General features: G+C 60.4%; 19 protein-coding genes. 3 read left to right on the forward strand and 16 right to left on the reverse strand.

Going from position 1 to position 21,213, the window contains the following annotated elements; translation table 11 throughout:
- Window positions 1-387, reverse strand: coding sequence for a DUF6878 family protein (locus ACSR1C_RS16285; protein ID WP_009503769.1), 387 nt, complete (start codon window positions 385-387; stop codon window positions 1-3).
- A gap of 121 nt (window positions 388-508) precedes the next feature.
- Window positions 509-4,771, reverse strand: a complete 4,263-nt coding sequence (locus tag ACSR1C_RS16290) for a strawberry notch family protein (RefSeq protein WP_009503768.1) — start codon at window positions 4,769-4,771, stop codon at window positions 509-511.
- A 529-nt stretch (window positions 4,772-5,300) separates the two neighbouring features.
- Between ACSR1C_RS16290 and ACSR1C_RS16295 the strand changes: the two genes are divergently transcribed.
- On the forward strand, window positions 5,301-7,409 hold the full coding sequence (locus tag ACSR1C_RS16295) for a hypothetical protein (protein WP_009503767.1): 2,109 nt from the start codon (window positions 5,301-5,303) through the stop codon (window positions 7,407-7,409).
- On the opposite strand, the gene ACSR1C_RS16300 is transcribed toward ACSR1C_RS16295, so the two are convergent.
- The gene (locus tag ACSR1C_RS16300) at window positions 7,406-7,978 is read right to left on the reverse strand and encodes an RloB domain-containing protein (protein WP_083840586.1); all 573 of its coding nucleotides are present in this window, start codon (window positions 7,976-7,978) and stop codon (window positions 7,406-7,408) included. The genes ACSR1C_RS16295 and ACSR1C_RS16300 overlap by 4 nt on opposite strands.
- Window positions 7,978-9,195, reverse strand: a complete 1,218-nt coding sequence (locus tag ACSR1C_RS16305) for an ATP-binding protein (RefSeq protein WP_034452001.1) — start codon at window positions 9,193-9,195, stop codon at window positions 7,978-7,980. The genes ACSR1C_RS16300 and ACSR1C_RS16305 overlap by 1 nt, the downstream gene beginning before the upstream one ends.
- Window positions 9,196-9,454: 259 nt before the next feature.
- On the opposite strand from ACSR1C_RS16305, the gene ACSR1C_RS16310 reads away from it, so the two are divergent.
- Window positions 9,455-10,639 carry a hypothetical protein gene (locus ACSR1C_RS16310; RefSeq protein ID WP_152334940.1) on the forward strand — a complete coding sequence of 395 codons (1,185 nt, stop codon included), beginning with the start codon at window positions 9,455-9,457 and terminating at the stop codon, window positions 10,637-10,639.
- 407 nt (window positions 10,640-11,046) lie between these two features.
- Here the strand turns inward: ACSR1C_RS16310 and ACSR1C_RS16315 are convergent, their stop codons facing one another.
- The 9 genes from ACSR1C_RS16315 to ACSR1C_RS16355 form a co-directional block, all read right to left on the reverse strand.
- Window positions 11,047-11,565 (reverse strand): type II toxin-antitoxin system YhaV family toxin, encoded by a 519-nt coding sequence (locus tag ACSR1C_RS16315; RefSeq protein ID WP_009503763.1) that lies wholly within the window; start codon window positions 11,563-11,565, stop codon window positions 11,047-11,049.
- Window positions 11,562-11,888, reverse strand: coding sequence for a type II toxin-antitoxin system PrlF family antitoxin (locus ACSR1C_RS16320; RefSeq protein ID WP_005668772.1), 327 nt, complete (start codon window positions 11,886-11,888; stop codon window positions 11,562-11,564). The genes ACSR1C_RS16315 and ACSR1C_RS16320 overlap by 4 nt, the downstream gene beginning before the upstream one ends.
- Before the next feature lie 126 nt (window positions 11,889-12,014).
- A complete protein-coding gene (locus tag ACSR1C_RS16325; protein ID WP_009503762.1) occupies window positions 12,015-12,668 on the reverse strand; it encodes a DUF6927 domain-containing protein in 654 nt (217 codons plus the stop codon).
- Window positions 12,668-13,261, reverse strand: a complete 594-nt coding sequence (locus ACSR1C_RS16330) for a hypothetical protein (protein WP_009503761.1) — start codon at window positions 13,259-13,261, stop codon at window positions 12,668-12,670. The genes ACSR1C_RS16325 and ACSR1C_RS16330 overlap by 1 nt, the downstream gene beginning before the upstream one ends.
- Before the next feature lie 72 nt (window positions 13,262-13,333).
- A complete protein-coding gene (locus tag ACSR1C_RS16335; protein ID WP_009503760.1) occupies window positions 13,334-15,316 on the reverse strand; it encodes a ParB/RepB/Spo0J family partition protein in 1,983 nt (660 codons plus the stop codon).
- A 158-nt stretch (window positions 15,317-15,474) separates the two neighbouring features.
- Window positions 15,475-15,864, reverse strand: a complete 390-nt coding sequence (locus ACSR1C_RS16340; protein WP_009503759.1) for a DUF3768 domain-containing protein — start codon at window positions 15,862-15,864, stop codon at window positions 15,475-15,477.
- An 88-nt stretch (window positions 15,865-15,952) separates the two neighbouring features.
- The gene (locus ACSR1C_RS16345) at window positions 15,953-16,162 is read right to left on the reverse strand and encodes a DUF6330 family protein (protein ID WP_009503758.1); all 210 of its coding nucleotides are present in this window, start codon (window positions 16,160-16,162) and stop codon (window positions 15,953-15,955) included.
- A 23-nt stretch (window positions 16,163-16,185) separates the two neighbouring features.
- A complete protein-coding gene (locus ACSR1C_RS16350; RefSeq protein WP_460260417.1) occupies window positions 16,186-17,124 on the reverse strand; it encodes an ArdC family protein in 939 nt (312 codons plus the stop codon).
- Window positions 17,125-17,165: 41 nt separating this feature from the next.
- Window positions 17,166-17,651, reverse strand: coding sequence for a hypothetical protein (locus tag ACSR1C_RS16355; RefSeq protein WP_034452064.1), 486 nt, complete (start codon window positions 17,649-17,651; stop codon window positions 17,166-17,168).
- 337 nt (window positions 17,652-17,988) lie between these two features.
- On the opposite strand from ACSR1C_RS16355, the gene ACSR1C_RS16360 reads away from it, so the two are divergent.
- Window positions 17,989-18,282: a hypothetical protein gene (locus tag ACSR1C_RS16360; protein WP_009503883.1), complete on the forward strand. Its 294-nt coding sequence runs from the start codon at window positions 17,989-17,991 to the stop codon at window positions 18,280-18,282.
- Between the two features lie 28 nt (window positions 18,283-18,310).
- On the opposite strand, the gene ACSR1C_RS16365 is transcribed toward ACSR1C_RS16360, so the two are convergent.
- From ACSR1C_RS16365 to ACSR1C_RS16375, 3 genes are read right to left on the reverse strand one after another with little or no spacing between them, the layout of a single operon-like run.
- On the reverse strand, window positions 18,311-18,601 hold the full coding sequence (locus ACSR1C_RS16365) for a hypothetical protein (protein WP_009503882.1): 291 nt from the start codon (window positions 18,599-18,601) through the stop codon (window positions 18,311-18,313).
- A 5-nt stretch (window positions 18,602-18,606) separates the two neighbouring features.
- Entirely contained in the window at window positions 18,607-19,308 is a 702-nt protein-coding gene (locus ACSR1C_RS16370; RefSeq protein WP_009503881.1) for a VIT1/CCC1 transporter family protein, read from the reverse strand.
- Window positions 19,305-21,212 (reverse strand): heavy metal translocating P-type ATPase, encoded by a 1,908-nt coding sequence (locus ACSR1C_RS16375; protein ID WP_009503880.1) that lies wholly within the window; start codon window positions 21,210-21,212, stop codon window positions 19,305-19,307. The genes ACSR1C_RS16370 and ACSR1C_RS16375 overlap by 4 nt, the downstream gene beginning before the upstream one ends.
- Between the last annotated feature and the right edge of the window lies 1 nt (window position 21,213).

Consider the following 21,213-nt stretch of genomic DNA (forward strand, 5'->3'; position numbering starts at 1 on the left):
TCAAAGACCATCGACATAGCTGTGCGAGCATTCGACATAGCGGTCCGCGTGATCGAGGATGATGCTGTCGTTGCGCAAGTCCCAGGTCAGCGTGCCGTAGCCGCCCTCGTTGTTTTCGAACCCCGGGTGATGGTGATAGGCGAGCGACCAGGCGAAGTCGCCCACCTCGGTGGCAAGCGGTTCCGGCAGGTGGACCTCTGCAGGCCGCACCGTCACATCCTCGACATTGCCGGAGTCGCCATAGCCTTCGTATTCGGCAGTGACCTCGCTGATGCCAAGCGCACGTAGTTGCGCGAGCAGCTCCGTTCGGGATACCTTCAAGGTGGTTTCGCGCTCTGCACGCCACTGAGCCGCCATTGCGGCATAGTCGATCTGGGGATTGGTCATGGGTCTGTCCTCTTGTCTGAATTTGGGGGGCCGGGCGTGGCACTGGTCAGAGCGCGCCCGGAAAGCGCAGACCGGCCAAACCCCGATCCGCGACGCTCGACCAGAAGCCCGCTTTGACTTTTCAGGCGGCTTGTTCTGCAGCTCTAGCGGCTCGCTGCCCCACGATCCGGGCCAGAATGCTTCCCGTGTCGATCCCGTCCCCATGCGGCAGGAACACCCGCAGCTGGAAGGCGATGATCTCCGTGAAGCAGCCGAGGGCCTTGAGACCTTCAATCATGCCCCGATCCGCACCGCCCAGCTCGAGACGCATCTCGCCTGCGACCCGGCGACGGGTCAGGGTCAGACCCCGGCCCAGATCGACAGGCGCGGTGGTGCCGAGGGCGGCGGTCAACATCTCCTGCGGTGTTTGCGGGTTGGAGACGAGGAAGCGGGCGCGCAGCGCGGCCGCCCCTTCCTCGCTCAGCGTGCGCCCGATCATCGCGGTCGCCCCGTCGGGCGTGACCCGGTAGATGCGCTCATTGGTGGTCGGAATGTCCTTCCAGATCGGCAACAAGAGCCCGGTCAGCAGGTAGAGCTTGGTCGTGGTGGTTTTTGGCAGGGACGCAGCCTCGGCATCCCAAAGCCTTGCAAACTCGGGCCTTCCGATCTCTTCCCAGGCCGAGGACTCAAACCGTGCCTCTTCGAGGTAGCTCGACCCGTTTGGACGCACCGCCTTGCGCATCAGCGTGACAATGTCCTCGTCATACATCTGCATGGGCCGCGCCGAGATGAGCGCCGCGCGACCCGAGGCGCGATTGACCATCGGCAGCTTGTCGGGGTTGCGCGACAGGGCGTCATCCGCCGACAGCACGTGGACCGGGTCCGTCACCTCAAGTCCGATGATCCGCGTCACGGCGCCAGATTTCGGGCAGGTCCAGAGATCCTCGGTGGAGACCTGTTCGATCTTCTCGCCGCGCAGGGTTTCCACGCCGAGATCGAGCGTGCCCGCCGCGCGCGCCCGCTCAGACTGATCGGCAATCCGCCTCATGAACTCGGCAAAGAGCGCGTTCTGCATGTGGATGGGCAGGGCCAGAACCCGGTTGAGAAACCGCTGGATCGGGGGAAGCTCTTCAAGGAGCACCCCGTCCTTGTCGATCAGCCGTAGGGCCGTCCAGTCGGTGAAGCTCTCGTAGCTCATCGCCTCAGCGCGCCCGGCGGCAAGATCGGCGAAATACCCACGTAGTGCGGCCCGCGCGATCGGGCTTTCGAGATTGTCCTCCTCGCGGAACATGCCTTGCGAGCCGGTCTCGCGCTGGCCCTTCGTCAAGGCCCCCAGCTGGTCGAGGCGTTTGGCTATAGTTGAGGTGAAACGCTTTTCGCCATGCACATCTGAGGTGCAGACCCGGAAGAAGGGCGCGCTTACCTGGGCCGAGCGATGCGTACGGCCCAGCCCCTGGATGGCCGCATCGGCGCGCCAGCCGGGCTCCAGCAGGTAGTGCCGCCGCCGTTTCTGGTTCTTCGCCGTTTGCGCCGCGTGATAGGACCGGCCCGTACCGCCCGCGTCGGAGAAGATCAGGATATCCTTTTCGCCGTCCATGAAGGCTTGGGTCTCGGACGAATTGCTGCTGGCGCTGCGCTTCTCGATGAAGAGATGGCCATCCTCGGCCTTGAGTGGCCGGATGAACCGCCCCGTGACTTCTGCCACGGCCTCATCGCCAAATGCCCAGAGGATCTGATCGAGCGCCGAGGGGATCGGCGCCAGCGTCATCAATTCCATCATGGCCGCGTCACGCAAAGCGAGCGCCTCGCGCGAGACAACGAGCGCGCCGGTCTCATCCCGCAAAGGTTCCGCCACCATGTTGCCGTCGATCTCGACCAGCTTTTGCGCATGAATCGGGAAGGCCTGTTCGAGGTATCCCAGAACATAATCGCGCGGCGTCAAGGCACCCTCGACGAGTTCATCCTCCGGGTCCATTGTCTCAAGTCGTCGTTTCAGCAGGCTCTCACCCGTCGAGACCACCTGGATGACGCAAGCCTTGCCCGCCGCCAGATCGTCCTTGATTGCGCGGATGATGGTCGGGGCTTTCATGCCCATCAGGAGATGGTTGAAGAAGCGCTGTTTCGTGCTCTCGAAGCGGGACTTGGCCGAGGCGCGTGCGGCCGAGGCATTAGTCTCTCCCGAGGCGTCGTTGACGCCGGTCGCTGTCAGCGCGGCCTCGAGATTGTGGTGGATCGTCCGAAACGAAGCCGCGTATGCGTCGTAGATCTCGATCTGGGCCGAAGTGAGCGCGTGTTCGAGCACGTCATACTCCACGCCATCAAAGCTGAGGGCGCGCGCCGTGTAGAGGCCGAGCGTCTTGAGATCGCGGGCGACCACCTCCATGGCGGCAACGCCGCCGGCTTCCATCGCCGACACAAAGCTCTCGCGGCTCGGGAAGGGATATTCGGGGCCCTGCCCCCAGAGCCCCAGCCGCGCGGCATAGGCGAGGTTGTGCACGCTCGTGGCACCCGTGGCCGAGATGTAGAAGACGCGAGCGCGGGGTGCTGCCAGTTGCAGCCGCAGGCCAGCAAGGCCCTGCTGGGAGGGTTTGACCCCCCTGCCCTGCTCGGACCCGGCCGCGTTCTGCATGGCATGGGCCTCATCAAAGGCCAGTACGCCGTCGAAGTCTTCGCCCATCCAGTCGAGGATCTGGCTCAGCCGTGTGGTGCCGCATTTGCCCGCGGACCGCAGCGTGGCGTAGGTCACGAAGAGGATCCCGTTGCCCATCGGTATGGGCTGGTCGGGTTTCCATTTGGAAAGCGGCTGGATATCGGCAGGCGAGCCGCCGAGATCAGTCCAGTCGCGGATCGCGTCCTCGATGAGCGTGGCGGATTTGGAGACCCAGATCGCCTTCCTGCGCCCGGCCAGCCAGTTGACAAGGATGAGCCCCGCGCATTCGCGCCCCTTGCCGCAACCGGTGCCGTCGCCGAGGAAATAGCCAAGGCGATAGGCCCGTGCATTAGGGTCATCATCGGCGCGCGTCAGCTTGGTCTGGTCGTCATCGATGGTGAACCGCCCCGGCAGGTCGCGCCCATGGGCATCATGCGCCATGATGATGGTCTCGAGCTGCGCCTCGGAGAGATGTCCCTCCTCGATCAACCGGGCGGGCAAGCGCAAGTCATCACTGCCCGTGTTTGAGGGCATGGGCGGGGCAACCGAGGCCATGGCGATGCTCTCGACGAGCGGCGTGGGATGTTCCTGCGCATCCGCGATCTCGATCCGCTGAGGACGGTAGCGCGCATAGATGTCCGAGATGGGCGTGTTGTCGCGCGGGGTCTCAAAGCTTGTGAAGCAGAGCGGACGGACGGCATTGGCGCGGGGTTTGGAGGCGGCAACAGGCGCAGCGACGGTCTTGCGCGGGGCAGATGATGGAACGGTCGGCCGAGCATGAGGGATCGCTTCAGCCCGTTGGGCAGGGCGCATCTCGGTCCGGGTTGCGGCTACGGCATCGACATATGCCAAGGCTTCATCCAGATCCCGCACACTGGCGCGGATCATCTCGCCGTCCTCCTGCACCTTGTCGAAGACCATGAGCTGGGTTTCCACAGTTGTGCCGAGCTTGCGATAGACCTGCCCCGGCATCGTCAGCGCCAATCGCGGCGTCAGGAGAGCGCAGGCGCGTGACCAATGCGCGGCATCGCGTTCGGGCGTGAATCCCGGCGGCATGATCGCCACCAGCCGCCCACCGGGTGCCAGACGCTTGGCAGCCGCGACGAGATGTTTGGCGGCGATGTGTTTGTCCCGGGAGCGGTCGACCGAGGAGGCGAAGGGCGGATTCATCACCACGACTTCGGGTAGAAGCGGCGACTGCAGCAGATCGTCGATATGCTCGCCGTCATGGCCCGTCACCTCGCCGCCGAAAACCGCGCGCAGGAGGCGCTGGCGAAAGGGGTCGATCTCGTTGAGCAAAAGCGCGGCACCAGTCCGGGCGGCGAAAGCGGCCAGTGCACCGGTGCCCGCCGAGGGCTCCAGCACGGTCTCGCCCTTGCGGATCGCTGCGGCCCGCACCGCCATGGTCGCGAAAGTCAGCGGCGTGGAAAACTGCTGAAGCCGGATCTGCTGCTCTGACCGGCGCGTTTCCGTCAGCAGCCGCGAGGCAAGCAGCCTTGCAGCGGCGCTGTCACCTGCCACGCCGTCCCCACGCAGCAGCACCTGGACAGCCGCGGCCTGCATCAGGTCATATGCCATGCGCCAGTCCCAGGCACCGCCGGCATCGCTGCCAAGAAACGTCTCGCGCATGACGCGCGCGAGCGCTGAGCTGCGCAGGGGTTGGTGGTGGATCTCTGTGCCGATAAGCGCTAGCGCAGAGGCGAGATCGGCTTCGGAGATTGCGAGAGCCGGGTTGGCCGTTCTGGGTTTGGACATGGGGATTTTCCTTTGGATCAGGGTCTGAGTTCCAAAGGACAAAAAGCCCGCTTTTGCTTTTCAGGGGATCCGGCCCGAAAGCTATTAAGAAGGGCGGGCCGTCAACGCGGTCCGCCCTCCTCAGCAACAAAGAGAAAGCCACGCAGCAAAACAGCTGAACTTATTGATCAAAAAGCCGACATTGAGGCAGCGCGCGGCGATCGACAGCTAGGAGCAAAAACTTCCGGATGCTGGAAGCGCAGCATTTCGCATACGCAGAAAATTCAAGTTGTTGCGAACGGCCCATTCCGGCCATTGGCCAACGAAGCAAAGTGCTGCGGTTGCAGCCCAAATAGCGGCCGTTCGCAGACCACACCATTCAAAGTTCCAAGAAATTGAAAGGCGCAGTTTTCTTCGATTTTATGACCTAAGCCGGTACTACAAATCCAAGATGAGCTACTATAGTGACGGCACTTCTATGAACAGACGCTGAGCGCTTGGCGATCTGTCGTCGCTGACTTTGAAAAAACCAATCTGGAGAACGTGTCTAATGGCTGGGAGCGGGCAGCACTTCATTCCGCGACATTTCTTGAAACCTTTCGTCATTCAGGATGGGTCTGACAAGCTGTGGATGTATCGTCGTAACCTTGACCATCCTGTTCCGGTTGACCGTGGTGATGCGGCTAAACAGAAGCATTTCTATTCGAAACCGTCAGAGGATGGGACGCCAACGCTTGACGATCTCATCACGGATTACGAAACGCACGTGTTCAAGATGGTTGACGTGCTGCGCGCCCTTAACATCGGTGAGGAGGCAGACCCACTAATGGTTGGCGAAGTCGCCACCCACTTGTCCATTCGCTCCGCGCATTCGAGAACGTTCATAATGGAGGGGGCGGCGAGTATGGCGCAAGCCATAGGTAAGCTAGTCGAAAACCCTGCTGAGGTTTTCGGGATCGGAAGACTATCAGCCAACTGTATCCCCAATAAACTTCAAGACATCATTTTGGACGGCATCACAAAAAATGGATATGATGTGTTGTCTGGCGTCAGCAAGGAAACACTTGCCCGTGTGCTCTATTTTCATTTCCGAGAGAACGGAGCCTCAATGCTTGAAGAGGCGCAAAGCACTGTTCTGCCGCTCGTCGATCAGTTCTTGGGAAACACGAAGGCCTTAGCCACATCGGCACACATTGAAGCTCTGTCCAGAACGCTCGCGCCTGACGGCATCATCGAAAAACTCGCCGGATTGCAATGGACGGTAGAACCACACAAAATGGTGCCGGCAATCCTTCCGGACTGCGTATGTATTTCTTTCGATGAAGATGAAGGCTGGCAGCCACTTTTTCTGGGTGGAAAGAAACTGAGATATGTAGTTCTACCCGTTGCGCCGGATCGGATACTGGTGGGCACCCGCGCGGGTGCCGATGCTTTTGCTGTCGAGGGCATCAATGACATCGCAACGACCGTATGCCTTGATTTTTTTCTATCGAGTCAACGTAGCGATGCCTTGGCATTTCACCACGAAGGTTTAGGTGAACAGGTTCGCAGCAAGATCACAGGACTAATCGACGACGCTCTGGCAGGTGTTTCCCTCGACCTTCTTCCGCCAAGCGAAAACGCAGCCAACCAGAAGTCAATCTTCGACCTGGAACAAGACGACAATGCGGACCATAATCTGAGTTTTTCCATCGCGCTCAAAGACGCTGGCGATGAGGACTTTGCAAGACAGCTGGGCGACAATCTAAGCAAGTTGATCATACGACTGGTACCGACACAAACGTTCTGCCGATTTGACGGATTCACAGTTGCTCATGACTATGAATCCGCCCTGAATGAGGTGGATCGCGGCTTTGACACGGCACCGATCAAATCCACGCCGCCCGAATTCGGTCTTGGCGTCGCAATGCCGCTTTGGGTGATGCGCGACGGTGTGATGAAGACACATTTCGTCTTGCGCGATAGTCTGGCTGCACAACTTATGTTTGGCGAAGAATCCGAGCGGCTCGAAGCCGAAGACCTGTTAGCGCAAATGATTGCTGGCACTTATTTGGAATCGTTGATTTTCGGCAGGTTCCCGGAAGCAGCAAAGTTCGTTGCTTCCGATGGCGTTGAGCAATTGCTGAGCCAGCGTTCTTACAATGCGTTCAGCGCTTATTTCTGCGCTCGAGTCTGCGCGCGCGACAACGTGAGAACTAATGCCGCTGAAGAACACCTCGTCGGTCAACTAGACCTGGCTCATCAAAGTATTGTTGCGAAACGCCAAGCCTATCGTGTGGATGGGAATTTGGACGAGTTCCTCGAATACACTTTTGAAGCGCTAAGCCTTCTTCTAAAAGCATGTGCCCGATTGATCGGCACTTATCATTCGTTTGAGCAACCACCAGAGTTGCCGGGTGATCTGTGTGAAAAGCTCAAAGAACTTGAGATTATCGACTGGTTCGATCTGTTTGCGAAGGACCTGAGCGGGTTCATGGAGAGCTTGGAGGAATGGGGCCGATTTGAAGACATTCTGTTCACCAACCGGCATCTAGAACGCTTACTCCTCCGTTATGGTATCCTCCTGGATGCGCATGAAGCGGAGGGTGTGTACGCCCACATTCCTTTTGGTTCCGATGAAGCCTATTTGTTGGAGCTTGAAGCCAAGAATTCGCACTAGTGAGGCTGCAGCCCCATGGCATCCAGAAAAGAACTAAAGTCAGCGTTACGCGGGCTCTGTGCTGCACGCTGGACATCTTCAAGGGCTATTTGCTTTCGAAGCTCCTGAGCAGGAAATCCTTTTTTGTATTGAGGCCAAACTGCCAGGAGACGGGTGAGAGCGATCGCTGCAGTGGGTGGTTCATCGTTGGCATGACCAACAAAGTGCCTGAGCAAGAATGCTTCGAAGCAGCAATTCTGTCTCAGCAGGACGAAGTTGTGCCGCTCCACCAACCCGTCAATCTGGGCATCACGACCGGGATTATTCCCGAGTAGGTCTGTATCCAGCATCAGAAAACGTACGCTGTAGGCTGGTCTAGACCCTCTTTCGCCTTGTGCGGCCATTTCAATTGCGCGCTCCACAATGGCGAGAGGATCGCCCGCACGCGGTACCACTTTTGATTCGGCGTGAACGGCACAGCCTTGCTCGTCAGCAAAACGTTGCAGTAGCGCTGCGTAGCCCTGTTCGCTCTCGCCCTCACAACCGACAAATAAGCGCCGGCGCCGTCTAACTTTTTGCCTTCGCACCATTAGCCAAGCACCGGTACGGCACCGTACTCGCCGCCCATATATTTGCCGTAAAAGTTCTCGTTTCGACGTACCCGCTCAACATCGGCCAGGTTGAATACCGTTGTGTTGCCCTCATCATCCTTCTCGCAGAAAAACACCTCCTCTTTGGTGAGTTCCGTAAGGAGGCTTGCAGAATGGCAAGTCGTCCACAGTTGCGCCCCATGCGGATTGCGATTTGGGTCGCCAAACCAACGCAGTATCTCTGGTAGGATGAGAGGATGGATTGTCGTATCCAGCTCATCAATTATTGCCACGCCGCCTCGATCCAGTGCCATCAAAATGTAGGGGAAGATTTTGATGAACTGCTGAGTACCATGACTTTCGCGGTTCAGCGAAATTATCTGATCCAAACCCGAGTGCCGAAAGAGCATCATCGGCTCGCTCGAAGATGAGTCGATTCCAATCTCATCAATCCCAAGATCAATGCGCCTTGCAATCCCTTGAAGCTCATCAAGTGCGTTGGGATTGTTATGGTACCATTTAGTCATCGTCCTTACATCATCTTCAACCCGGTCGATGAAGATGTTCGAGACCACGGATAACGCCGCTTCGACAAACGCGGTGGCGATCGCGTGGTTCAACTGCGCCAACGTCGCGATCACGCTAGCCCTGGGTCGAAGAACTTCCTTCAGGGCTTTCTCGGTGCCAGAAGTTAGGAAACCTTTTTCCGCCTTTACCGCATTGCTTTCGTTCCGTTCAAACAGTGTTCTAAACTTACCTTTCCCACGGGGCTGGTAGCACATTTTTTCTAGAAGTACTTCGTCAGCACGGCTATTGCCGCGAGGTGATAGCACGACTTCGTAAGTGTAGGGGCACTGATCACTGTCTTCGGATATGGAAAGTGGGTTAACTGGTCCCGCAAATGAGAATGCCAATCTGGTGGTTTTCTTAATCCGCTCATCGCTGCCAAACTTTTCGTAGGGAAGGCTGAGGTCTGAACGGTGGCCGAAGCTATGCGCGACAAACCATGACCCGAACGCTATCGACCGTAATATGTTCGATTTTCCAGCTGCATTTGGACCAAAAAGTGCAACGACCTTCGGGGCTCTCTCATCAGCGCCCTTGTAAATCGGGGATAGTCGCCCCAGCGGATCGTCAACTGACTTCCGGGCGCGAAGGTCGAGAACTTGGCGTTCTCCAACTGAGAAGAAGTTCTCAATTTCGACACTGTAAAGCATAAGATCACTCCGTTAGGGTCCACATATGGCGCCTATCATAGCAAATTCAACAAAGAATTGCTAAATACTAAATTATAAGCCATAAATTAAGGCGTATTCGGCGGAGAAGCAATGTTGGGGCCTAGTTTGGTCTGGACTCTTTGCGGTCATCGGATGCGTTGCCCGGATATCATCATCCGTCACAGATGGTGGAGGCGTCGAGGGCAAGCTACAGTTCTGGCAGAGCGACAGCAGTTTCAATGAATGGACCGGACTCACAATGGCGTACTATGAAGAGGATTTCAAAGAGGTTGCTCATTGCGGTGCCAACACGACCATCAATATCTCTTGCGATGATGAAGGACGGAAGGGCGCAGCATTTGGAATTGTTGGACGTAGTCCGGGGCCAATGACTGCCGTTGGAGTCTACATCTTGCTCCCCCATGGGATCCCAGTGTCTGACTTCAAATTGGGAGGAATCGGCCAACCGTTTGATCCACCGCCCCCGGAGGGCTGTGTTCCCGCAATCCTTGGGTCTGACTCACTAGGCTGCTGGGGTCATCAATGCCCACAATGTGGTGGCTATTTCCGCAATGGAAACCACGCGGCCATTTATCCCCAGACCTGCCCCTACTGCGGCTTGAGGACAGCGGCATTTCAATTTCTCACACCAGCACAAAGGATGTTCCTTGCTCACCTTGCTGAGAGGTTAGAGGAAGAACTTGCTGCACCCGATAAAAAGGGGACAGAGCGGCAAGTAGAAATCGACATGGAAAGCCTCGTTAAGCAGGCAGATGATGAACCAAAGCCGGACTTCTACTATGCGTCACAGACACAACAAACGCGATACAAGTGCAAACACTGTGGCGAGTTTAACGATATCAGAGGCCTCTATGGATACTGCGCTGCCTGTGGACGGCGGAATAACGTCCAAATGCTCTCGGGTCGGCTTGAGGAAATCCGGCAGTCATTAAATGACGGACAAGCACAACCAGAGGTAGCCGTAAGCCAAAGCGTATCAGCATTCGATGCAGCGTGCCGTGACATCGTTAATCAACTCATACGCCGAACTCCGATGAAAGTCGCACGGAAAGAAGCGCTTTCTAGGTTGATCTTTCATGACATTGAGTCCGAAACCTTCAAACGTTTGAAAGACTTTTTCGATCTGAATCCACTCAAAGGGATTGCGGACAAAGATGCTCGGTTCATCCGGCTCATGATGGAGCGCAGGCACGTTTTTGAACACAATGCTGGCGTCATCGACCGTAGATACGTTGAGCGTAGCGGCGACGAAGAGGCTGTGGAGGGGAACCTATTGCGTGAGAACCGCGAAAATGCGCATCGCTTAATAGGCTTACTTGCACGAATGGCAAGCAATATCGACACGGATTTCCACGAGATATTCACTCCGACTGAGTGGCCAATCAAGTATTTCAAAGAACGGCAGGAAAGGGCGTCAGGGTAGCTGCGCGCAGGAACTTGAGTAGTTTCACCGAAACAGAACTGAGAAATTCCATTCGGAAAGCTGAAGGCCAACCAAGGTCCGCTTTGAAAATGTCCCATGAGCCCTCTCGCACCTGCCGCGAATGACCGCTTCCCGCCCTTCGTGCTAATACTGATCTGGTCGCGTTCTGTTTTTCGTGCTTGCAACGAAAGGCAACTCTGTCCGCACCTTACCAGTTCATATACGTTGCAGCGAACGGCAAATGTACGGATACGGTGGGACTTCTGAGAATTTCATCTACCAGCCACATGACACACCAATGTCGCCTATTTCACTTGGCCCAAGGGTGACGGAGATTGAAACGCATAATGCCCCCCTTACTGGCAGCCTTAGCGTGGGACTCCGCCCCTTCCGGCATTCGGCCCCACTTACCGATCTGGCGCCGCTTCAAGGGACGTCTCGAACCGCTTGTCCGCCGCCGCCGCTTCTTTCAAGAGCGCGTCGAAATTGTCAGGTGGGTTGCCATCTTCCAGCATCCCTTTGAACGTCGCATAGGCATCCGTCTTGCTGCCATAGGCGCGCAGGGTCTTGTCGTCGTTCACCCAGGCCACCACGATGACCTTCGCATCGCTGTTGAACCGGTAGAACAACCGGTACTGCTGGAAGAATTTCGCCCGGAACCAGTGCTTGCGGTGATCGCCGAGTGTGCCGCCTTGCCGGAAGGCGGCGGCACCCGGATCTGTCGGTATGGCCTCGGTGACCAGCTTGAAAATGGCGGCCAGCCGTTTCGTGGAATTTTTCTTACGCCAGGTCTTTGGATCGCGTACCTTACGCGCTTCAACCTCCTCGATCAGCCCTTCGAGCTGGTCCAGAAAGAGCGGATGCGCATAGATCGACCATCCGTTTACGACAAGGGGCGCTTGGGCGGGCACGCTATCGCCGCTCATTCATCCTCGAGCGATAGCGGCGCATCGAGATCGACGTCAACGTCGCCGACCAGTGCTGCAAGACGGTCATGCAAAGCCCCATCGAACGCCCGAATGCGGTCCGGATGCGCCTTGATATCGGCCTCGACAAAATCGAGAAAGGCTCCGAGCACGGGATCTTCCTCGTCGCTGCGCACGGGCTCGATATAGACCCTGCCACTCGGCTCGGTGCAGTAACGAATCTGGTCGCCCTTGCCCAGCTTGAGCTGTTTGCGCACACCCGCCGGCACGGTCGTCTGATACCGATCCGTGAGTTTCGAGACATCTTGTGCGAGGGCTGTCATGGCAGTCTCCTGAAAGAATGGGGGTCTTTGCTGCTTGCGATAGGTAATGCATTTGCATTGCCATGTCAAGATAAGCCGCAGGATCTGCTGTCGCCGGGCAGGCCGATGAACCGTCCGGCGCAGGACCTAATGTCGCCCCGCGAGATACTCCGCCAGCACCGGGCTGGCAGCACCTTTTGCGGAACTGAGCAGCTCCGAGCCCGCAAGCGAGGCCTTCGACAGGCGTACGAGCCCACCGGTTTCCTCGATGCGGTAGCAGCGGCGTTTTTGCCGACCCCGCCTGTAGTGGGTCGCGGTGACGATCTGGCAGGTGCTGCCATCGGTGAGCGTCACGGGCGCGGCGAGCCTGATCTTGTCGCCTTCCTCGTAGTCCGGAATCGAAGCCCAGTCCCGGCAGCGCTGGCGCCAGGCATGGGCATAGCTCTCTGGGTCCTTCAATTCCGAGAGCAGCGCCAGAAGGCTGAGCGGAGCGCGCGACTCGACGGGGCCAGCGCTTTCCTCCATGTCCTTGTAGCCCCAGCAGCCGTCATCGTATCGGGTGAGGAAGACAGCCCCAAAAGTGATCGACCCATCCGCATCGGTCACATAGGTCGTGTCCTCGACGTGGGTGCCGTCGAGATTGGTGACCCTTGCCGCCGCATACCAGGTGGAGCCCACCTTGCAGGCTTTGACCAGTTCCGTCTTGCGCCTTTCGCCCTCGAAGGTGCACAGCCGAGCAATCTCCGCTTTCTCATCCGCGTAGGTCTGGACGCGGCCGTCGGTGTAGAAGAGCCAACCCATCACGCCGCCCTCCGGTCATCGATTTCCATCAGCGCATCGAGCGGCACGCGGTAGGGCTGCATGGCGTCGAAATCCTCGCAATTGCCGCAGTTCTGCACGATCGCGAAGGTGTCGCAGGCATCCTTGAGGATGACCCGGAAGGTGCCGCCGAGGCCCGAGGGCACCTCGTAGGTCCCACCGATGAGATAGTCCGAGGCTCGGCGCACGAAGACGCGGATGCTGTGGCCATCAGTGGCAAGCCGGATCGCCCCCTGCCCCCGGTCGATGAGCACCTGCACGTCGTCCAGGATGTCGGTGTAGAACTGGCCGGTCAGATCGCGAAACGCCATGCGGCGCTGCGCCATCCAGTCGGTGTCCCGAAACGGGTTCATGCCGTCGGCGAAGGCGAAGGAGGGATCGGCCTGTTCGGTGGTGACGATACGGGTGGTCGTGCCATCGATGCCGTTCGAGCGCAGATGCACGCCATTGCCGACGATGAGGATCAGGGCCGGCCTGTCCACGGGACCGTTCCAGTTGGGCAGGAAGGTTTTGCAGGCGCGCGCATGGGCGATCTGCGCCGCGACAGCGGACGCAGAGAACTTGAGAATAGCCATGAGGATGTCTTTCGGTTGGGTGTGGGAGGGTCGACCCGCGCGGGGAATGCCTCGCGCGGGTCGCGTAAGGACTCAGGCCGCTTGCGCGACCTCGCTGTCAGGCTCGGGAGTTTCCGCAGCGGGCTCCGCCTCATCACAGGCGACACCGGCGGTCTGCATCATGGGCGGGCACCAGGCGGCCACGGCAGCGCGCTGCGCGTCCGTGAGCGTGGCGAAGGGCTCGGCGAAGAGCTTGTCACAAAAGGCGACGATCTCCTTCTTGCTCGACGAGGCCAGCGTCACCGCCTCCTGGGCGAGACCCAGATCCTCGCCGAGGATCTTCAGGAGCCAAGCCTTCTTGAAGCGGTTGAAGAGCGCCGCATTCGGCGTCCAGTGGGCGCGGATGTCGGGCATGATCTCGATCTCGAACGCATGCATCAGGCTGTCGCGCTGGCGGTCCCGCGCGAAGCAGGACTGCGTGGTGCTGGCCGTGGCATAGGCCACGAGCTTGGCCTTCTCGCCGGCCTCCAGCGCGCGAAACGCCGCGAACTGATCAGCGGGCGCGCGGGCGTCATCTAGCCAGGACAGATCAAGCGCCTCATGCGCCGCCGCCACCTGCTCGAGCGAGGTCTCGTCGATTTCGTCCATCTTGGCATGGCTGCGGTATTCCTTGCGGGCATCGATCTTGATTGCCTGCGTGACACTCATGCCGCTGGCCAGAACGTCACTGACCAGCTTGAAGAGCGTCAGATCAAGCGTGGATTCCGGATGCAGCGCCATCGCGGCCCCGAGCGCCATGGCCCGCTCGGTCTTGAGGTCCTCGGCCAGTGAGGCCGGGTAGGTGATTTCGCCGGCGTCTGGGGCCTCCTCCCCGGTCGGGCTAGCCGAGGAGCCGCGCGCGCCCTCCTTTTTGACGGTGTCTTCCGGGCGGACGAGGCCAACATGGAGGGTCACCTGCCCGCCCGACCAGGACGCGATTACCCCAGACCGCGCGAGGTCCTCGGCGCTGTAGGCCTCCTGCAGATCGCGGGCTTCCTCTTCCAGAGCGTCAACGCGCTCGTAAAGGGCATTGTAGGCACCGTCCTCGAGCCCCTCATCCTCCATCTCGAGCTGCAATTTCTCGAGTTCGGCGCTGATCTCATCGATGCGCTTCTGGGTGGCCTCATCCGGCTCGATCGGGCCGGGATAGACGCGGCCATAGTCGGCCATGGTCGCGTAATCATAGCGCACCATCGCATCGGCCCAGGCAAAGCCCAGCTTTATGCGGGCCTCTTCGGCGGCGGCACCGAGCTTCTCGAGCAGGATGGTTTCGACCAGCGCTGCATCCTCCAGCACGGAATGCTCTTCCAGAAGGTCAGCCGCGACGGCGCCGCCGCGAGCCTCGTAGTCCGCGCGCACGAAAGCCCCGATATCATCGCTGACCTGCACACCGCGGGATTTGAGCGCCTGACGGACGGTATAGGCCTGCAGATAGCCGCCGTCTTTTGTGAGCGCCTCGAAGACCTCGCGCTGCGCCTCCTGGCTCGGGTGCTCGGCAAAGGCTTTCATCGTGTCGAGCGTGATCACCTTGCCCCGGGCCGCGGCGCGGATGTCGGGGTGGATCAGGCCATAGCGCAACCGGCCTTTCACGGCCGCCACCGTGGCGCCGAATGTTTTGGCGATCGTCTCGGGCGTCTGGCCGTCGACCTCCATCATCCGGGCGAAGGCCTCGAACTCGTCGATTGCGTTCATCGGCGCCTGAGTAATGTTCTCGGCGAGCGACAGCGCCGTGGTGACGTCGCACTCCTCCGGCACAAGGCGGCAGTCCACCTTGGTCTTCGCCGTGAAGCCCTTGATGGCCTTGTCAGCGACCAGCTCCTTCAGCGCGGCATGCCGCCGGCCACCGGCCAGCACGGCGTATTTGCCGTCGAACTTCTGGACCAGGATCGGCTGCAAGAGGCCCAGAACGGCGATGCTGGCCTTCAGATGCGCGATGTTCTCGGGATCATAGGTTTCCGGCGAGTTGCTGCGCACATTGGCGGGATGCGGGACCAGATCGCCGATGGCGACGGTGAGAGGGGCAAAGCTTGTGGTCATGGGATATCCTTCCAGGTGGGTGAGGTGTGGCCCGCGCGCGCTTGCGCGTGACCAATCCCCGGCTTCAGGGATCACCACGACAAAAGGCCCACTCTCCCTTTGAGGGGCCAGTGGGCCTTCATTGCTTGACGTGTAAGGTTTGGGGGGTGTCCCCTCGCCTACCAGTCGCGCGCCAGCATGATGGTCAGCACGCGCATGGTGGTGGCGGGATTGTCCGGGGTCTCAGCCCCGTAGCGGAAATCCGAGTCTGCCTCATAGAGATCGATTTTCCAGAACACGGTCTCGCCACGGATCTCGATCGCCCCGAAATCGTGCCATCCTTCTGGGTCATTCTCAGGCTCGAACGTGGCAAACTCACCGGTTGCCTTCACCGCCTCGGCCATGAAGCCATCGCCGGCCTCCATAAGCGAGCGGGTGACATGCATCCGGCCCTGGATGGGCTGCGCGGGCGGCACTCCAAGGCACGCGAGCTTGCGAAACGCGTCGTTCTGCGCCGCGATCACACTCGGATCCGGACGGTCTGGCTGGGGTTGAACATTCATGGACATGGGGATCTCCTTTGAGAGGTTTGAAACACCCTTCTCAAAGCCCGCTTTTTCTTTTCCGCTTGGCGGATGAACCGAGGCCGAAGGTGCCCTACCCGAACATTCCCTTGGGTCTGTAATTCGGGTTGGGGATGGTTTCGATCCAGCCGCCCTGGTCCTTGATGCTCTCGAGTGCCGCCGAGAGCGGGTAAGCGCCCTCGGACGGGCTCCACCAATAGGCACCGAGCTTGAAGGTGATGATCTTGCGGCGGCCGTCGTTGAAGCAGGCCACCCGCAGCGTTTTGGGTTCCTTACGTGACATGGGTGTCTCCGTTCTCCGTGTGGTCAGGCGGCCTCGGCACTGCGCCCTGCCCTGCCCACCTCCGATCTGGCGATCAGATAGTCGCAGGCGCGCTGCGCGTCCGCGGCGTGCCGGAAGATCGCGCCCTTGTCCGACCGAAGAACGCGCAACCAGTTGTGGAGGTAGGCGGCATTCATCTCGAGCGTATGCGCCGTGAAGCCGAGCGTCTGACCCAGGAACACCGAGCTCAATTCCGCGACGATTTCCTCGCGCGCATAGGACGTGTTGCCAAACTTCGAGAACCCGAAATCACGGTTCAGTCGATGGGGGGCTTTCGTGGCATGGGCCAGCTCATGCGCCCAGACCCCGTAGAAATTGCGCGGGTCCTGAAACCGTGTGATGGATGGCATGTAGACCTTGTCCACGGGGGGCAAATAGTACGCCTCCGTGCCCGTGAAGACGGTTGTGATGTCGATGGCATCGAAAAACGCCTGCATGTGCGGGATCGGCTCGGACGGCGGATGCTTGGGCGCGGGCTCTGGGTCAGGGTAGAAGCTGTCGGGCAAGCCCTCGATCTGGCAGGCATTGAACACACGGTAGGATTTCTGGAAGCGGAAGATACGGGCTTCCTCGGAGTGATCATCCCCGTCGCTGTGAACATGCTCATCGCCGGCGTCTCTCCGGCTTTGACCGTAGTAAACGACGACAGAGGACTTCTCGCCCTTGCGGACCTTTGCGTCCAACGCATTGGCCTGCGGCAGCGTCATCCAGAAGGGAGAGCTGTGGCCCGCCATCACGGTCCGCATCGTCAGCAGGAAGTTGTTCACTCCCTGGTAGGGTTCTCCGCCCACGCGCAGGGGACGAGAGCTGCCACCTGCGGTCCAGGGCTTGCGCCACGGCAGGACGCCGCGCTCGATGATGCGGATGATTTCGTTTGTGATGACCTCTGAGGCATCGAATTTGGGCGTACGGGATCGGGCCATGGTTGGCCTCCTTTTCGAGTTTTGGTGAGAGGGAGTGGTGACTAGGTTGACCGACAGGGGCGCGGATCGTTGGCGATCCTGGCACCGAGGGCTTCGACCATGTGGATGTAGGTGGTCAGCGACACGGACTTGCCGGGACCCGAAGAGTCAGGGTCGACCGATCCGTTCCGCGCAACCCGCGGCAGGTTCGCGAAGGCGATGACATCGGTGACGGGTCGGATATCGATGAACGGCGTGCCACGTGCGACCGCAAAAGCGGCCAAGGGAAAGCGCTCGATCGGTGCGAAACTCGACACGGTGGTCAAGCCGAGGTGGATGAATGTCCCGCCCTCTCCGCAGATCACATGGGCATTCGGCAGCTTCGCCGCCTGCCTGAGATAGCCGAGATCACGCAGGACGGTCTGGCGTTCGAGCCGCTGTGCCAGCAACGTCTGGCCAGTTCGGCGCAGATCTCTATGCCGCCACCAGGAGGCGGCGGTCGCGCGCAACACGCGCAAGACACCTGTTTGCATGGGAATGCCCTTCATCAGGAACGGCAGACCGGAACCCGGCCCGGACCCATCTGAGGGACCCCGAAGGCCCTCATCCATCAGTCACAAAACCCGAAGGACACTTTCACTCTTTAGGGATCTGATGCCGGAGATTGTTAAATGCGAAGCTCATGAGAACGCAGAATCCTGCACTTTCCGGCATCAGACCCCAATGAGGAACAGGATCAGGCCCGGGCACCCTCTTTCGGGCATCCTCAGGCCTGACCTCCCCCGGCCCTCCTCTTCCTCTCAAACCCCATGATTTCCGCAGGTGGCTTGATTTTGTTCCTGTTATGTTCTATTTTAAGGACCACGCTAAGAAGGGAGATCCCCGATGGAAAGCACCACTTACGCCCTGCCCGCGACGCCCAAGCAGATCGCCTATGCGCGCGCGCTGGCCTTGCGCACCCAGACGCTTTTGCCGTGGGAGGTTCAGCAAGATCGGCGGTCCCTGAGCGCCTGGATCGACGCACAAGCCAAGTTGAACCCGGGCGCGCAGGACAGCCGCCCGACATCGAAGCAGGTCGCCTTCGCCGAGCGTCTCGCCCGGATCAAACGCCGCGCCGTCCCGGATGAGTGTTTCCGCGACAAGGGGCTGATGTCAAAATGGATCGATGGGAACAAATGAAGCTGGGTAGCCCCTGCGGTGATTGAGACTACTTAAGCCGATCAACAATCGATGCCCCGCCCGACCTGGCAAGCGCGATCAGGCTGGACTGGATTTTGGATGTGAAGACGGAACTGAACGTGCCGATGGGCGTGCGGTCCTCCCAGACATAGGACCGCTCCAGAATATCGGTGTTGATCTCGTCCAGCATGACCCATTTGCGGACATGGGTTTCTGACCCCACGCGCTGCGACTCGATCTGTGGCACCTCGATGATCAGCACGATGTTGACGAGCGTTGCCGCAACAAGCAGCCGGAGCGGGGTTCGGGTACACCCCATTGACTCTAGCCTACGGCGACCCCGAACAGCGCACCGACCCCGGCTGTCGCCGCCATTGCAAGCGCTCCCCATAGCGTGACCCGCGTGGCCCCACGGACGACGCCTGCGCCGCCGGCCGAAGCGCCCAATCCGCCAAGAACCGCAAGGCCAAGGATCGTCGATCCCGCCACCAGGGGAGCGATCTGCGCCTCCGAGACCAGCAGCACGACGATCAGGGGCAGCACCGCCCCAACGGCGAAGGTCAGTGCGGACACCAGAGCCGCCTGGATAGGGCGGGCGGTAAAGGTTTCCGAAATGCCGAGCTCGTCGCGCGCATGCGATCCGAGCGCGTCGCGTTCAGTCAGTTGCACGGCAACCTTTTTCGCCAGGTCGCGGTCCAGCCCCCTTTCAACATAAATCAGGGTTAGTTCCTCGAGCTCGGCCTCGGGCGTTTCCTCGAGTTCACGGCTCTCTCGGGCGAGGTCCGCCTGTTCGGCGTCAGTTTGCGAGCTGACCGAGACATACTCCCCCGCCGCCATCGACATCGCACCAGCCATAAGCCCGGCCAGCCCGGCGATCATGACCTCGGGCTTGCCGGAGCCTGCGGCCGCGACGCCGACGACGAGGCTTGCGGTCGAGACAAGACCATCGTTGGCTCCGAGAACGGCGGCCCGCAACCAGCCGATGCGATGCACCATATGGATTTCAGAATGTGATAGACGGCTCATGGCGTGGCTCCTTGAACGATGTCACCTTGCTCTGACGTGATGGCCTGTGGTTTGCCCGTAGCTGGCTCCTGCGGCGCGATGCGCAGCGCGCGCAGGGCGTTCAGGATCACGGCAACGTCGATCACTTCTTGCAGGAGCGCGCCCTGGACCGGCGTGAGGTAGCCGAAAGCGGCCGCGATCATGCCCATGACAGACAGGCCGATCCCGGCGACAACGCTTTCGACCGCTATCCGCCGCGAGGCCCGCGCGATCTCGATGCCGGGCCCCAGCCGGTCGATCCGGTCGACGAGCAGCACCACGTCGGCGGCCTCGGCCGAGGCCGCGGCGCCCCGTGCCCCCATTGCCACGCCTACATCGGCTGCGGCCAGGGCGGGCGCGTCGTTGACACCATCACCCACCATCATCACCGGCCCGTGTTTATGCTCGGAAAGCACCAGTAACACCTTTTGATCCGGCGTCAGACCGGCCCGCAGCCCGTCGAGGCCCAGCCCCTCGGTCACGCGCTCGGCCACGTCCGCGCGGTCGCCAGTAGCCAGAAGGATGCGCGCGATCCCTTGACGGCGCAGACCGTCCAGCATGGCACCCGCTCCCTCGCGCAGCGGGTCGGACATGACGAGGTGCCCGGCCATGTGACCGTCAACTGCCACTGCGACAAGGACCGATCCGGCGCCCTTGGCGGGGTGATCGCCCACCATCCGCCCGACACGGGACGCCACGAAGCCGTCGCCGCCGACGATCACCTCGCGGTCCTCCACACGACCCAAGACCCCTTCGCCCGGGATCTCAGCCACTTCTGTCGGAACGGGCAGTGTGAAGGCCCGCGCCTTTGCGGCAGCGACGATGGCCTGCGCCACAGGGTGTTTCGATGCCTGATCGAGCGCGGCGGCAAGGCGGAGGATGTCGTCCTCGGTCATGCCATCGTGGCTGTCGATCGAGATGATCTGCGGACGGCCATCTGTCAGCGTCCCCGTCTTGTCGAGGATCAGCGTACGGATGCGCGCCATTGTCTCGAGCGGCCCTGCGCCCTTGATCAAAACGCCAAAATGCGCCGCACGCGAGAGACCCGCGACCAGTGCGACCGGCACGGCAAGGATCAGCGGACAGGGCGTGGCGACCACCAGCACGGCGACCGCGCGGATCGGATCGCCTGTGAACCACCAGGCCGCGAAGGCGATACTGACGGTGACGACCAGAAAGCCCAGCGACCAGCGGTCGGCCAGCCGGGACATCGGCGCTTTGGACGCCTGCGCTTCCTCCACTAGACGAACGATCCCGGCATAGGTGCTGTCCTTGGCCTCGCGCGTCGCCGTCAGGTCGAAGGCCTCGCCCGCGTTGGTCGATCCGCTCATGGCGTCGGCCCCGCGCGCCAGCCGGACTGGCAGGGACTCACCCGTCAGCGCCGCGGTGTCGAGGAAGGCGGTGTCGGACGCCACCGTGCCGTCCACGGGAACGACATCACCCTGCCGGATCAGCAGGCGATCGCCCGGTGCGATCTCCTCGAGAGGCACATCCTCAAGACCGCCGTTCCGGTGCCGCGTCGCGGTCCGGGGTACGCGGGATAAAAGATCCTTCATCGAACGACGTGCACGGCCCTCAGCGAAGGCTTCGAGGAAAGTGCCTCCAGAATACATGACTGCGACGACAGCCGCAGCCAAGGTCTCGCCGAAGACAAGCGCCGCCGACATCGACAGCGCGGCAACGATATCGAGGCCCACCTCGCCGCGCCCAATGCTGCGGACGATTTCGACCACAAGCGCTGCCAGCGCGGGAACAACTCCTGCAATCCAGATCAGGGTCGCGATCTCTGGTTGGCCCGCAAGGTAGAATGCGAGTCCCACGATCAGCCCGGTTGCGGCCATCAGCAGGAGTGCGGTCTTGAAGCGATCGGTACGGGTCTGTTCCATG

It is taken from the genome of Actibacterium sp. D185-2 (assembly GCF_054954595.1).